This window comes from Allobaculum sp. Allo2 (assembly GCF_022701175.1).
Lineage (GTDB): Bacteria > Bacillota_I > Bacilli_A > Erysipelotrichales > Erysipelotrichaceae > Allobaculum > Allobaculum fili.
The window spans coordinates 411,889-424,413 of record NZ_CP078088.1; the positions used below are offsets into that span (position 1 = coordinate 411,889).

13 protein-coding genes and 2 pseudogenes are annotated in these 12,525 nt (G+C 52.5%); 10 read left to right on the forward strand and 5 right to left on the reverse strand.

Features of this window, described 5'->3' with window-relative positions; translation table 11 throughout:
• Window positions 1-510: 510 nt before the first annotated feature.
• The 10 genes and pseudogenes from KWG61_RS02555 to KWG61_RS02595 all read left to right on the forward strand — a co-directional run.
• A pseudogene (locus KWG61_RS02555) lies at window positions 511-727 on the forward strand (hypothetical protein); the annotation flags it as partial.
• A gap of 128 nt (window positions 728-855) precedes the next feature.
• Window positions 856-1,188 carry a hypothetical protein gene (locus tag KWG61_RS02560; RefSeq protein ID WP_242745759.1) on the forward strand — a complete coding sequence of 111 codons (333 nt, stop codon included), beginning with the start codon at window positions 856-858 and terminating at the stop codon, window positions 1,186-1,188.
• Between the two features lie 73 nt (window positions 1,189-1,261).
• Window positions 1,262-2,950, forward strand: coding sequence for a DNA mismatch repair protein MutS (gene mutS / locus KWG61_RS02565; protein ID WP_242744838.1), 1,689 nt, complete (start codon window positions 1,262-1,264; stop codon window positions 2,948-2,950).
• Between the two features lie 182 nt (window positions 2,951-3,132).
• Window positions 3,133-4,596: a DNA mismatch repair endonuclease MutL gene (mutL, locus tag KWG61_RS02570; RefSeq protein WP_242744839.1), complete on the forward strand. Its 1,464-nt coding sequence runs from the start codon at window positions 3,133-3,135 to the stop codon at window positions 4,594-4,596.
• A gap of 71 nt (window positions 4,597-4,667) precedes the next feature.
• On the forward strand, window positions 4,668-5,234 hold the full coding sequence (locus KWG61_RS02575; RefSeq protein WP_242744840.1) for a hypothetical protein: 567 nt from the start codon (window positions 4,668-4,670) through the stop codon (window positions 5,232-5,234).
• Between the two features lie 96 nt (window positions 5,235-5,330).
• A pseudogene (miaA, locus tag KWG61_RS02580) lies at window positions 5,331-6,105 on the forward strand (tRNA (adenosine(37)-N6)-dimethylallyltransferase MiaA).
• 20 nt (window positions 6,106-6,125) lie between these two features.
• Window positions 6,126-6,293: a hypothetical protein gene (locus KWG61_RS15820; RefSeq protein WP_256460755.1), complete on the forward strand. Its 168-nt coding sequence runs from the start codon at window positions 6,126-6,128 to the stop codon at window positions 6,291-6,293.
• Window positions 6,271-6,666 carry a ThiF family adenylyltransferase gene (locus tag KWG61_RS02585; RefSeq protein WP_242744841.1) on the forward strand — a complete coding sequence of 132 codons (396 nt, stop codon included), beginning with the start codon at window positions 6,271-6,273 and terminating at the stop codon, window positions 6,664-6,666. The genes KWG61_RS15820 and KWG61_RS02585 overlap by 23 nt, the downstream gene beginning before the upstream one ends.
• Before the next feature lie 46 nt (window positions 6,667-6,712).
• Window positions 6,713-7,009 (forward strand): hypothetical protein, encoded by a 297-nt coding sequence (locus KWG61_RS02590; RefSeq protein WP_242744842.1) that lies wholly within the window; start codon window positions 6,713-6,715, stop codon window positions 7,007-7,009.
• A gap of 286 nt (window positions 7,010-7,295) precedes the next feature.
• Window positions 7,296-8,552: a hemolysin family protein gene (locus tag KWG61_RS02595; protein ID WP_242745516.1), complete on the forward strand. Its 1,257-nt coding sequence runs from the start codon at window positions 7,296-7,298 to the stop codon at window positions 8,550-8,552.
• 98 nt (window positions 8,553-8,650) lie between these two features.
• Here KWG61_RS02595 and gpmA read toward each other — a convergent pair whose 3' ends face one another.
• The 5 genes from gpmA to KWG61_RS02620 form a co-directional block, all read right to left on the reverse strand.
• Window positions 8,651-9,385 (reverse strand): 2,3-diphosphoglycerate-dependent phosphoglycerate mutase, encoded by a 735-nt coding sequence (gpmA, locus tag KWG61_RS02600; RefSeq protein ID WP_242744843.1) that lies wholly within the window; start codon window positions 9,383-9,385, stop codon window positions 8,651-8,653.
• Between the two features lie 156 nt (window positions 9,386-9,541).
• Window positions 9,542-10,480, reverse strand: a complete 939-nt coding sequence (locus KWG61_RS02605) for an N-acetylmuramoyl-L-alanine amidase (protein WP_242744844.1) — start codon at window positions 10,478-10,480, stop codon at window positions 9,542-9,544.
• Window positions 10,481-10,599: 119 nt separating this feature from the next.
• The gene (locus KWG61_RS02610; RefSeq protein WP_242744845.1) at window positions 10,600-10,998 is read right to left on the reverse strand and encodes an N-acetylmuramoyl-L-alanine amidase; all 399 of its coding nucleotides are present in this window, start codon (window positions 10,996-10,998) and stop codon (window positions 10,600-10,602) included.
• Window positions 10,952-11,626 carry an N-acetylmuramoyl-L-alanine amidase gene (locus KWG61_RS02615; RefSeq protein ID WP_242744846.1) on the reverse strand — a complete coding sequence of 225 codons (675 nt, stop codon included), beginning with the start codon at window positions 11,624-11,626 and terminating at the stop codon, window positions 10,952-10,954. The genes KWG61_RS02610 and KWG61_RS02615 overlap by 47 nt, the downstream gene beginning before the upstream one ends.
• A gap of 184 nt (window positions 11,627-11,810) precedes the next feature.
• The gene (locus KWG61_RS02620) at window positions 11,811-12,482 is read right to left on the reverse strand and encodes a YggS family pyridoxal phosphate-dependent enzyme (protein WP_242744847.1); all 672 of its coding nucleotides are present in this window, start codon (window positions 12,480-12,482) and stop codon (window positions 11,811-11,813) included.
• Window positions 12,483-12,525: the final 43 nt, after the last annotated feature.

Consider the following 12,525-nt stretch of genomic DNA (forward strand, 5'->3'; position numbering starts at 1 on the left):
TCCGGATCAGGTTGAAGGCGTTATACAGTGCAAAGCAGCTCGTAAAGAACAGGACGAGAAGGATGAAAATAAAGCCGAAATCCAGAGAAAACGTTCGTTTTCCAATTTGAATATTCTGTTTCAAAAATCTCCTCCTTCCTTAAGTTGTGATTCAGTATACCATACCCGCACCGATCGCATGGCCCCTCCAAAAGAGACAAAACCGGGCTGGAAGTGGGAGCCTGCAGGGGACTTGTACGGTTTGCTATAATAATGCGAAAGACCAAAAACGCGAAACCTAAAAATGAATGCGAAACATTTCGCGCATGGAAAAATACTCGAACGCTTTAAAGAAAAGGACCTGATCCTTCCATCCGGCCAGGTCAGAACCGACAGGAAAGCCGTCGATGATTCGAGTGCAAGGAACAGAGAAGACAGATAACGAATATGGATAAGATCGATAAATCAAAATATACCCCCATGATGCAGCATTACCTGCAGCTCAAAGAAGAAAATCCCGATGCGATCCTGATGTATCGTCTCGGCGATTTTTATGAAATGTTTTTGACGATGCCAAAACGGTTTCCCGGGAACTGGATCTCGTTTTAACCGGACGCTCCGCCGGCGCGGAAAAGGCACCGATGTGCGGCGTGCCGTTTCGCGCAGCAAAATCCTATATTACCCGTCTGGTAAAAAGGGCTATAAAGTCGCGATCTGCGAACAGCTCGAAGATCCAAAAGAAGCCAAGGGCCTTGTGGAACGTGGAATCATTCAGATTGTGACGCCGGGAACGCTGCTCGAAGAAGAAAACTCCAAGCGCTCTCTGAACTATCTGGCGGTTCTCGCTTCCGATCACCTTCATATTCTCGTTCTGCTTTGCGAACTGTCGACAGGCGAGCTGCGCTTTACGCAAATGGAAAAATCCATTACCGCCGTTCGCTCCTTCTCAATGAACTGCAGGTCAAGGAAGTCGTCGCCTCCCGAAAGCTCGATAAAACGTGGCAGGCCGCGCTGAAAGCCGATGAGGATCTGACGTTTTCCATCGGATCGCCGGCGCCGCTCACACCGTTTGATGAAAGCCTGATTCCGTATCCGGACAAGCTGATCGAACAGGCGCTCTCCCTGCTGACCGGCTACCTGCAGGCGACGTCCATGCAGCACGCGGACCATCTGATGAAGATGACCCTCTCTTTCCGGAAGCCTGCATGATTCTCGATTCAGAAACCCGCATGCATCTCGAACTGACCCGTTCGAGTTCTTCCTCTTCCAAAGCCACTTCCTTATGGGAATTCATGGATCATACAAAAGCGCGCAGGGCGGCCGCCTGCTGCGCGAATGGATTGAAGCCCCGCTCCTTTCGGTCGGAGAAATTACGGCCCGTCAGGATGCCGTACAGACGCTGCTCGATCAGTTTCTGATCCGCGCGTCTTTACAGGATCATCTTTCCTCCATTTACGACCTCGAACGTCTGGCAGCGCGCATTAGCTATCGCAGCGCTTCGCCTCGAGACGTTTTGCAGCTGAGTGCCTCGCTTGAACACGCGGCGCCGATTCTCGATCTGGCTTCGTGCCTCGACAGCTTTCCGATGATTCAGGAAGTCGACAACTGTCAGGATCTCTACATGCAGATCAAGGACGCCATTGTGGCCGAACCGCCTCTGTCCACCAAGGACGGCAACTATATTGCGGACGGCTACGACGCCGAACTCGATGAGGTGCGCCGTCTGGTCACGTCCAGTGACGAGGCGTTAATGGAACTCGAAGCGAGAGAACGCGAGCGGACAGGCATTAAAAATCTGAAAATCGGCTACAACCGGGTATTCGGCTATTATGTCGAAGTTCGAAACAGCCAGCTTTCGCAGATTACGCCGGATCTTGGCTATACCCAGAAACAGACACTGGCCAACAGTGCCCGTTTTACCTTTGATGAACTGAAACAGCTCGAAGATAAGATTCTGAACGCGCAGGAGCGGAAAATCGTTCTGGAAGAAGAACTGTTTTCCCGCCTGCTGGAAACGATCAAATCCAGACTGGCGGATCTGCATCAGCTGTCCAAGGCGCTCAGTCTGATCGATGTTCTCGTCTCGCTGGCTGATCTGGCGGCGATGCAAGGCTATGAACGTCCGGAATTTACCCAGACGCGCAGCGTGGAAATCGTCGAGGGCCGTCATCCGATTCTCGATGAGCGCATGCCTTCCTTTGTCTCCAACAACTGGACTATGGATGAAAACTGCGACATCTGCCTGATTACCGGTCCGAACATGGGCGGTAAATCGACCTGGCTGCGCCAGAACGCGCTGATTGTGATCATGGCGCAGATCGGAAGTTTCGTTCCGGCCAGAAAAGCCAAGCTGCCGGTTTTTGACCGCATCTTTACCCGCATTGGCGCCAGCGACGACCTGCTTCAGGGCAAGTCGACGTTCATGACGGAAATGATGGAAGCCAATAACGCACTGCGCCACGCCACGAAAAACTCGCTGATTCTGTTTGACGAAATCGGCCGCGGTACCGCCACGTACGATGGCATGGCGCTTGCCCGGGCGATGCTGGAATATCTCAGCGGCGCCATCGGCGCGAAAACGCTGTTTTCCACCCATTATCACGAACTGACGGAACTCGAAGAAACGATCGATAATCTGCGCAATGTCCACGTTGACGTGCGCGAAAACAAAGGCAAAATCGAATTCCTGTACCGCATTGTCGAGGGCAAAGCGGACAAATCCTATGGTATTCATGTCGCGAAGCTGGCCGGTCTGCCGAAAATTGTCATCAACCGGGCGGACGATCTGCTCCACGAATTTGAAGCCGATTCGCCGGCCTCCAATATTCCATCCAGTCTCTTTGTGATGGATCCGGAAGATCTGGACCGCATGGCGCTGATCGAAAAATTCAGAAAATCGATCCCGACAGTCTCTCGGCCAAAGAAGCGCTCGACATTTTGTATCGCCTCAAGCAGGAAGCCGACAAGCTGAGCTGATTTCCAATTTTCCGCTTCAGACAGGGAAATTTGATCCGCTGTTCTGGCCTTACAATTTACGCAAGCCGGTCTGCGATTCCGGACCGGCTGCTTTTTACCTGAAATGGAGAAACACACGATTTTATAAATCGAAACCAATAGAAATACAGACAGAAACCCGAGAAGGAGGGAAGGGACATGGGAATTATTCATGTACTCGATGAGCAGCTGACCAATATGATTGCGGCTGGCGAAGTCGTCGACCGGCCGGTGAATATCGTCAAGGAATGCGTGGAAAACGCGCTCGATGCCGGTGCGGACTCCATTGATATTGAAGTCTTCCAGGGCGGCATCGATGGCGTCATCGTGACCGATAACGGCTGCGGCATGAGCTTTGATGATGCCCGCATGGCGTTTGAGAGACATGCCACGTCCAAGATCCAGAGCGAAGATGAACTGTTTTCCATCTCCACTATGGGCTTTCGCGGCGAGGCGCTCCCTTCGATCGCTTCGGTTGCCCGCGTCAGCATGACGACCGCCGATGTCCATGGCGGTACGCGCATTGTCTTTGACTACGGCGAACTGATTTTGCATGAACACGCGGACGTACCGCAGGGAACGCGAATCGAAGTGCGCGGTCTGTTTTTGCATACGCCAGCCCGTTTTAAATATTTGAAAAAGCCGAACTATGAATTCGCGGTCATTGCGGATGCGGTCAATAAAATCGCGCTCGCCCATCCGGAAGTCCGCTTTACGCTGCGCCATGACAATCGTCTGATTTTTCAGACGACCGGCAAATCCAACCGTCTTGAAATTCTCTTTCAGATGTTTGGCCGCGACGCTGCCAGCAAAGCCGAAGCGTTTGAAGCATCCAGTCCCGACTTCAAAATCAGCGGCTACGCGCTCCAGCCGTCCGTCAACCGTGCGTCCAAATCCTATATTTACCTTTGCCTGAACGGCCGTACGATTCGTTCCTGGCCGATTGTCAACGCGATTGTCGAAGGCTATCGCGAATTCCTGCCCAGGGAGCGCTATCCGGTCTGCTTCCTGAATATCGAAACGGATTTTCAGCTCGTCGATGTCAACGTGCATCCAAACAAGCTGGAAGTGCGGATTTCCAAGGAAGAATATCTGGCTGATCTGATCAAAACGACGATTCAGTCGCTGTTTGAAGAAAAATTCAGGCGCCCGAGATTCAGAATCCGGCTGTGCACCAAAAGGAAACGTATTCCATGGAGCCCTTCCCGGAACGATGGTAGTCCAGGAAAACCGCGTGCGCGACTACGGAAAGCCGGCTGCATCTGCGTATCCCGCCGGATCCGGTGCGCCCCGTATGGATCGAAAGCCTTCCGCACCGTTTGGCTATCCGGCCGGAGCGGTTCCGCCGCGCACCGATTCAAAGGGCCAATCAGCCGCCACGGCAGCTTCCAGAGAAGAAGCCCCGCAGCGCTCCGGCACCAAAGCATCGGCAGATGCAGAGCTTGCCTTTCTCAATTCGTCCTTTCTCAATCAGGCGCAGAAAAACTTTCCGATCTGACCGCCAGCGACACGCCCGCTCAGACCGCTCCGGTGAATCCCCAGAATCCAGCCGGAGAAGATCTTTCTCCTGTGCAAAATCCCGTTTCACAGACTTCGGTCTCTGCTGGTGAAAAACACTTTTGAATTCTGGGGAGGAAAGAGCCGAAAACGCCTCTGCCAATCGTCCGGAAGAAAGTGCGGCTTCAGGCCGTCCTGTGCAGGAGCGTACGACGCCTGACTATCCGCAGGGAACTGCGGATCCTGCCGAATGGGCAGCCCGTCAGGACGCCCGCGGCATTGGCTATCTGGATACGCTGCGTATTATCGGCCAGCTTAAGGATTCCTACATCGTCTGCGAAGACGACGAAGGACTCGTCATTATCGACCAGCATGCGGCCCAGGAGCGCGCCAACTTTGAAAAGATTGCCAACTCCTTTGAACAGCCTTCTCCCTACATGCAGCCGCTGATTCTTCCCATTTCCAAAACCGTTCCGGCGTCGCTGATCGCAATGGTCGATACGCTCAACGAAAGCGTCGGCCGTTACGGACTGCACTTCGACGTGCTCAATAGGTCGCTGGTTCTGCGCGAAATTCCGGGCTGGATGACGAACATGAACGCGGAAAAATTTGTCGATGATCTGCTCGTCTGGTTTGCCTCCCACAAGGATGTGAACATGCAGGAACTCCGTCGTCATATGATCGCGACGATCGCCTGCCATTCTTCCATCCGCTTTAACCACCGGCTTTCGATGGAGGAAATGAAAAAGTCATTGAAGACATGAAACACTGCCGCCAGCCGTATCATTGCCCGCATGGCCGCCCGACGATTATCCGGCTGACACTGAAGCAGCTGGCCAGGGAGTTTGAACGTGCATAAGGTGATCGCAATCGTCGGCCCGACGGCTTCCGGAAAAAGCTCCATTGCGATTGAAGCGGCCCGACGGCTCAATGGAGAAATCATTTCGGCGGATTCGATGCAGGTGTACAAAGGCATGGATATCGGCACCGCAAAAATTACGCCTCAGGAAATGGAAGGCATTCCCCATTCTCTGATCGATATCGAAGACATCGATACGCCCTGGAATGTCCGCAAGTTCCAGACGCTCTGCCGTCAGAAAATTGAAGAAATCTGCGCAAAAGGCAAAGTTCCGATTCTTTGCGGGGAACGGGACTGTACGTCAAAGCCGCGCTTTACGACTACGAATTTGAAGACGAATCGGAAAGCGAAGAAGATCAGAAACTGACGGCTGAGCTCGAGACGAAAACGAACGAAGAACTGTACGCGCTTTTGCAGGAACTCGATCCGCAGGCCCTGGAAAAATTCACATCAACAATCGCAAGCGTCTGCTTCGCGCCGCTTTCATGGCCCGCTCGGGAAAAACAAAATCCATGCGTGAAAACGGGCAGAAACATGAGCCGATTTATGATGTATATATGGTCGGTCTCAAAGCGGACCGCGCCCTGGAAATTGAACGCATCGACCGCCGCGTCGATCAGATGTTTGATGCCGGACTTGCAGACGAAGTACGTGCACTCTTTCTTTCCGAGAAAAGCCGCACGTATAACAGCTTTCAGGCCATCGGGTACAAGGAATTTGCGCCGTGGCTCAAGCGTCTGGAAGACGATGAAAACGGACAGAGTACAAAAAGCTGACCGAAGCGGAAAGCGAAACGATGCTTCAGTCCATTCGAGAGCAGATCAAGGTGCATACGCGGCAGTACGCGAGACGGCAGATGACCTGGTTTAATCACCAGATGCCGGTGCACTGGTTTGATCCGGCCAATAAGCAGGCAATCTTCGATGCGCTGGAGGACTGGTATGGAAAAGACAAATCCATTTAAGCGGGCATCCCTGCTTTACGGAAAAGAAGGGCTGGACGCCCTGAAAAACGCCTGCGTGATCGTCGCCGGATGCGGCGGAGTCGGTTCCTTTGCGATTGAATCGCTCGCGCGCAGCGGCGTGGGCAGACTTGTGCTCATCGATAAGGACGTAGTGGAAGAAACGAACATCAACCGCCAGCTCTGCGCCCTGCAAAGCACGATCGGCCAGTATAAGACCGACGTCTGGAAAGCGCGGATCGCGCAGATCAATCCGGGCTGCGAGGTCGTTCTCTTTACTGGCTGGTACGACGAAAACATGGACGAACAGCTCCTCGAACAGAACCCGGACTATGTGCTCGACTGCATTGATTCCATCGGCTCCAAAAGGACCTGATCCGTTTCTGCCTGCGCGAAAAATTCCGCTCATTTCCAGCATGGGCATGGCCAGACGTCTTGACCCGTCCAAAGTGGAACTCGTGGAACTGGAAAAGACGGCCGGCGATCCCATGGCGAAAATTCTTCGCCTGTGGAAGCGCAAGAGCCGGATTCGCGGCAAGATCATGACCGTCTGCTCGAAGGAAATTCCGATGGCCATGCCAGAAGGCGAACCGCTGCCTTCTTCGATTTTTGTACCGTCAACCGCCGGCATTCTCATGGCGTCGCGCTGCGTCAGCGATCTGCAGAAAAAGGCGCTCCCGAAGGCAGAAAAAGAACCTGCCGCTTCGATGGGCGAGTAAATCCGATTATCCATGGATTTCCCGGTCTGAGAGATCGTACGTGTGCATGGCCATAAACAGGCAAACGCACAAAAAGTAAATTCAAAAAACAAGATCAAACCAATACAATCGTTTCATCTTCTTTGCTTCATCCCCAGATAAAAATGACTTCCCCAAAGGAAGGAAAGGAAACCTAAAACTGAATGAACGAACTGACAATCCAAATTATTCTGCTAGTTGTTCTCCTGCTTCTGTCCGCTTTTTCTCCTCGGCGGAAACCTCGCTAGTCGCTGTTTCACGCATCCGCATCCGTACGCTTGCGGATCAGGGCAACCGACGGGCGAAAATACTGCTTCAGATTTTTGAAAACGAGCCGAAAATGCTGTCGGCAATTCTGATCGGAAACAACCTCGTCAATACGTTCCTGGCCTCTCTGTCGTCCATGATCGCCTATCGATTCGGCGGCTACGCCGTGTCGATCGCGACCTTTCTGATCACGTTTCTGATCCTGGTCTTTGGCGAGATCACCCCGAAAACGCTGGCGACGATCAGCTCGGAAAAGTTCGCGCTGATGTACGCGCCGATTATCCGCTTTCTCATGCAGATTCTCACGCCGGTCATCTGGTTCATCAACATTTTCTCCGGTCTGATCCTGCGCATGTTCGGCGTAAAGGGCAGTCAGAAAAACGCCCAGATTACCGAAAGCGAACTCCACACCATTCTGGATGTATCGCATGAAGAAGGCGTTATTGAAGCAGACGAGCGCGATATGATCCGCAACGTGTTTGAGTTTACTGATGCCAAGGCGCGCGAAATCATGGTCCCCCGCGTCCATGTGACGTCCGTTCCTTCGAGCATCACCAGCCAGGAGCTCAAGCAGATTTACGATCGCGACCACTTTACGCGAATCCCGGTGTATGAGGACAATCCGGACAACATTATCGGCATCCTCAACATGAAAGATCTTATTTTCCACGATCCCGATGAACCGTTTGATCTCAAGAAAATGCTTCGCAAGCCGTATTTCACGATTGAAAACAAGGGCATTAACGAGCTTCTTGAAGAAATGCAGAAAGACCAGTACAACATGACGATCGTGCTCGACGAGTACGGCGAACTGGCCGGCATTCTGACGGTCGAAGACATCATTGAGGAAATCGTCGGCGAAGTGCAGGACGAATTCGACGCTTCGGAAAATGAAAACATCATTCAGGTCGGTCCTGGCCGCTACAAAGTGCGCGGCTATCTTTCCCTGCACGATCTTAACGATGCGCTGTCGCTGCATCTGGACAGTGAAGACTACGATTCGATCGGCGGCCTGCTCATTGAAAAGCTCGGCCGTTTCCCGACGCTTGGCGAACTCGTCCAGCTTGATGACGGACTCAGTGTCCGCGTAACGTCCCTGCACAAAAACCGAATCGAAGAAGTCATGCTCATGATTCAGGATCCCAACGCGCAGACCGAAGAAAAGAGCGCTTCAAAGAAGAAGCCAAACCCGAACCTTCCCAGGAAAAATCCGGCGAAACGGATCGGAAAAAGCAGAAATAATCCGACTGGCGATTAAGCGTATTTTTCCAAGAATAAAAAGACCATCTGAACTTTATATATCATACAAATGGTCTTTTTTCATGGTCGGATTCCAAAGCGGAATCCGACCGAAAATCAGTGCGCTTTTCCCTGATTGGCTACCGCCTGCATTTTGGCTTTGATTTGTTTCGCGTCGCCCAGATAGTAATGGCGCAGGACGTTCATATCGTCGTCGAATTCATAGACGAGCGGTACGCCGGTCGGAATGTTTAGCTTGACGATTTCTTCATCGCCGATTCCGTCCAGATACTTCACGAGCGCGCGAAGGGAATTGCCATGGGCGGCTATGATGACGGTCTCTCCGTCGCGAATTTTCGGTTCAATATGTTCCAGATAGTACGGAACGACGCGTTCAATGGTCGTCTTGAGCGATTCAGCCAGCGGCAGTTCATCGGCCGGAATTTTGGCGTAGTGGGGCTGGTTTTGCGGCGCTCTTGGATCTTCTGGATCCAGAACGGGCGGCAGCCCGTCAAAAGAACGCCGCCATATGAGAACCTGTTCGTCTCCGTATTTGCGGGCGGTGCCGGCTTTGTTCAGTCCCTGGAGTGCCCCATAATGCCGTTCGTTGAGTTTCCACGTCTTTTCGACGGGAATATAGTTTTCATCCAGTTCATCGAGCACGTGATTGAGCGTGTGAATGGCCCGTTTCAAATACGAGGTGTAGGCCCGGTCGAGAACGATGCCTTCCTCTTTGAGCAGACGGCCGGCTTCTTTTGCCTCTTCATGCCCTTTTTCGGACAGATCCACATCCGTCCATCCGGTAAAGCGGTTTTTCCGGTTCCATTCGCTTTCGCCATGGCGAAGCAGCACAAGTTTTTCATATCCAGACTCTCCTTTCTTTGATTGTTAGTTTAGTCTAATCGAAGAGTAGCAGATTGGATCGATCCAATCCAATCGGATGCCAGAAAAAACAGACTCTGTCGAGCGGACAGAGTCTGGAAAAGACAAGATGGAAAGACGGAAAGATCAGAAGCAGAACGGTTTACTGAGCCGCGGCGGAAGAAGAGCTGGCAGAATCCTTTTTTCAATGAGCTGACCGTGATGGTAGCGCTGGTTCTGGTACTGCGGGGCGTCCGGATTTTCCATGATGTAATCCGAAACGGCAGCGGCGAGCGCTTCGGCCACTTCGTCCTGCTTTTCTTCGCTGTTGAGCTTGGCAAGATCGTCCGGATTGGACATGTACGCCAGCTCGATCAGCATCGAATGAATATCGGACATGGTCACCAGCTGCAAAAGCTGATCGTCGATCGTCTGGTAGTTCTGCGCCCAGCCGATCGCGCTGAGATATTCGTGCATTTTATCCGTCAGCGCGCGGGTAATCGAGTCGTCGGGGTTGATGAAGAAGATCGTGCCTTCGACGGAAGGATCCGCAAAGGAATTGCAGTGAAGGGAGATGTAATAATCCGCGTCCTGTTCCCATTGCTGGGCAAGACGGTAATTGAGGTCATCGGATTCGACATCGCCCCAGAACACATTGTCGTCCTGACGGATGTATTTAACTTCGATCTGAGGATTCAGCTGTTCGAGATACTGACCCATTTTCATGGCGATCGCCAGGTTCAGATCTTTTTCCAGCGTGCCGTTATCGGTCGTTTTGCCGCCGTCTACGCCGCCATGACCGGCATCGATGAGAACGGTAGCCACTTTTTCTCCGGTATCCGGATACGTTTTATACGTCGGCGGGGTCGGTTCGGTCGACGCGACCGACGTCTGGGTGCTGGATGTCTGCGACTGGGAAGTCTTGGAAGTTTTCGGTTCAGGAGGCTGCTGGACGGGGGAATAGGCCCGGGTAAACAGCGTGGAATAAAGAACGATGGAAAGGCAGAGCAGGAGCGCGAAATACAGTCCAGCATGCGCGGCCTTATTTTTGCCTTTGCGCTGCTTTTTTGGGGAAGGGGATGGCATGTATACCTCCTTTAAAAATCAAAAGACAGAAATCCGCGCAGGAAGCGGGATTCTGAAGAGTTCAAAAGAAAAGATGAAAGACAGGAAAAAACAAAAATTGATCACCGATCCTGTCGGGTTCAGGATCGAGAGGCCGCATTCTGCTTCTGTCTGGATGCGTAGCCCGGTGCGCCCGGGTTGTAGAGAATCGTATCGGAAATGGCAGCAGCGGCTGCTGCGGCGGACTGTTCCAGGCGGGCGGAATCCTTAAGATACGAAAGATCGGTATCCGAGCTTAACAGTCCGAGATCGAGTTCAATCGCGTGCGCATTGGACATGGAAATCATCTGCAGGGGATAGTCGCGGGTAAAGACAATACCGCGATCGGGGAGCCAGGAAACCGTCGCGAAGTTTTCGACGATCCGGCTGGCGAGATCCTTAGCCATGTCATCGTCATCGTTGAGGATGATCTGAAAGCCGCTGGCGGAAGGGTCATCGCTGGCGTGCGCATGCAGAGAAATTACGTAATCGGCCTGCACGTCTTCCTGCTTCTGGATGCGGGCGGCCGTATCGTTCCAGTCGTTGCTGCCCTAAACGGGTATCGTCTTCACGGGTGAGGACAACGTGAAGATCGGGATTCTGCTTTTCAAGATGGGCTTTGAGCTTTTTCGCGTAGTCGAGAACGATATTATTTTCCTGACTGCCGTCTTTGGCGCCGTCGCCAAGATCCGATCCGCCGTGACCGGCGTCAATCAGAATGGTTTTCGCATTCTGACCGTCGGCTTCACGAATCGCAAAGCCGTAATCGTCTTTGGAAGAAGCGGCCGCTTTTCTGGCGGTTTCTTCGAGGGTCTCGCTCGTTTCGCTTCCCGTCTGCGTCGAAGCCGCATCGGCAGAATCCGATGAAGCGGAGACTTCCGTCTCTGCAGAGGATAAACCTTCCAACGCCTGAGCGCTCGAACGATCGCTCGAGGAACTGGAAGAAGCCGCGTCTGCGTTTTGCGGACTCTGGGCGAGGGCGGCAGTTGTGAAAGACGTCTGTGCATTCTTGCCGTTTTCAAAGGCGGAAGGGAACAGCGCGTATAAAGCGGTCGTTACCGCAAGCAGACCGAGTCCGTACAGGACGGCGGCCGCGGAACGTTTGAGTTTCAGTTTCTGTTTTGCCATACGGCCTTCCTCCTTTCCCGGTCTTTGCGCAGACGATCGTTATTCATGGCGGATATCAATGGATGGCGTCCGTCGACGTCCGCCGCGCGATACGTAATTCTATCACATCGTCCGACAGATTCCGATTTGAAAACAAAATTTACCAGAATTGGAAAAAACCGATACGTAAAGGATGATAGACATTTTATAAAATCAGAGACGTGCGTTCACAGAAAAGAACGCCGTGATCAGGCGTTCTCAAAAGGGCCGTTCCAATGCGGACCATATTGCTTCCGCAGGCGATAGCCAGCTTGTAGTCATGGCTCATGCCCATGGACAGATACTCAAAATCGGGGCGGTTTGCCTTATGTTTTTCAAACAGGGAATGAAGCAGCGTGAACTCTTCCCGGTTGACTTCCTCGGGCTGATTGAGCGAGGCGATCGTCATCAGACCGCGTACGCGAACGTGCTCAAGCGTATCGCAGTACGCGAGCAGATCGTCCAGTTCTTCGGGCGGAAGGCCGGTTTTGGTTTCATCCGTTTTCGACACTTTCACTTCGATCAGAATGTCCTGGACCAGATTCTGCTTGGCGGCTTCCTTTTCAATCTGCGCGGCCAGCTTTTTCGAATCCACGGATTCGATCATGGCGACTTTGCCGACAACGTATTTCACTTTGTTCGTCTGCAGATGGCCAATGATGTGCCAGGTATAGTTCGGATCGTATTTTTCAAGAAATTCCTGTACGCGGTTTTCGCCGAACGTGCGAACCCCGAGACGGTACTGTTCATCGACTTCTTCTTTGGAATGCTTTTTCGTCACCGCAACGAGCGTGACCTTTGGATCGTTCAGACGTTCTTTAATCAGTTTTTCATTCATAACGAGAGTCCTTCTTTAAACGGTATCCAGAACGGCGAAAAAT

Coding starts and splice junctions, on each gene's coding strand:
- mutS (WP_242744838.1), top strand. CDS start 1,262: ATGGGAATTCATGGATCATACAAAAGCGCGCAGGGCGGCCGCCTGCTG.
- KWG61_RS15820 (WP_256460755.1), top strand. CDS start 6,126: ATGCTTCAGTCCATTCGAGAGCAGATCAAGGTGCATACGCGGCAGTAC.
- KWG61_RS02620 (WP_242744847.1), bottom strand. CDS start 12,482: ATGAATGAAAAACTGATTAAAGAACGTCTGAACGATCCAAAGGTCACG.
- KWG61_RS02590 (WP_242744842.1), top strand. CDS start 6,713: ATGGCCAGACGTCTTGACCCGTCCAAAGTGGAACTCGTGGAACTGGAA.
- mutL (WP_242744839.1), top strand. CDS start 3,133: ATGGGAATTATTCATGTACTCGATGAGCAGCTGACCAATATGATTGCG.
- KWG61_RS02585 (WP_242744841.1), top strand. CDS start 6,271: ATGGAAAAGACAAATCCATTTAAGCGGGCATCCCTGCTTTACGGAAAA.
- KWG61_RS02615 (WP_242744846.1), bottom strand. CDS start 11,626: ATGGCAAAACAGAAACTGAAACTCAAACGTTCCGCGGCCGCCGTCCTG.
- KWG61_RS02605 (WP_242744844.1), bottom strand. CDS start 10,480: ATGCCATCCCCTTCCCCAAAAAAGCAGCGCAAAGGCAAAAATAAGGCC.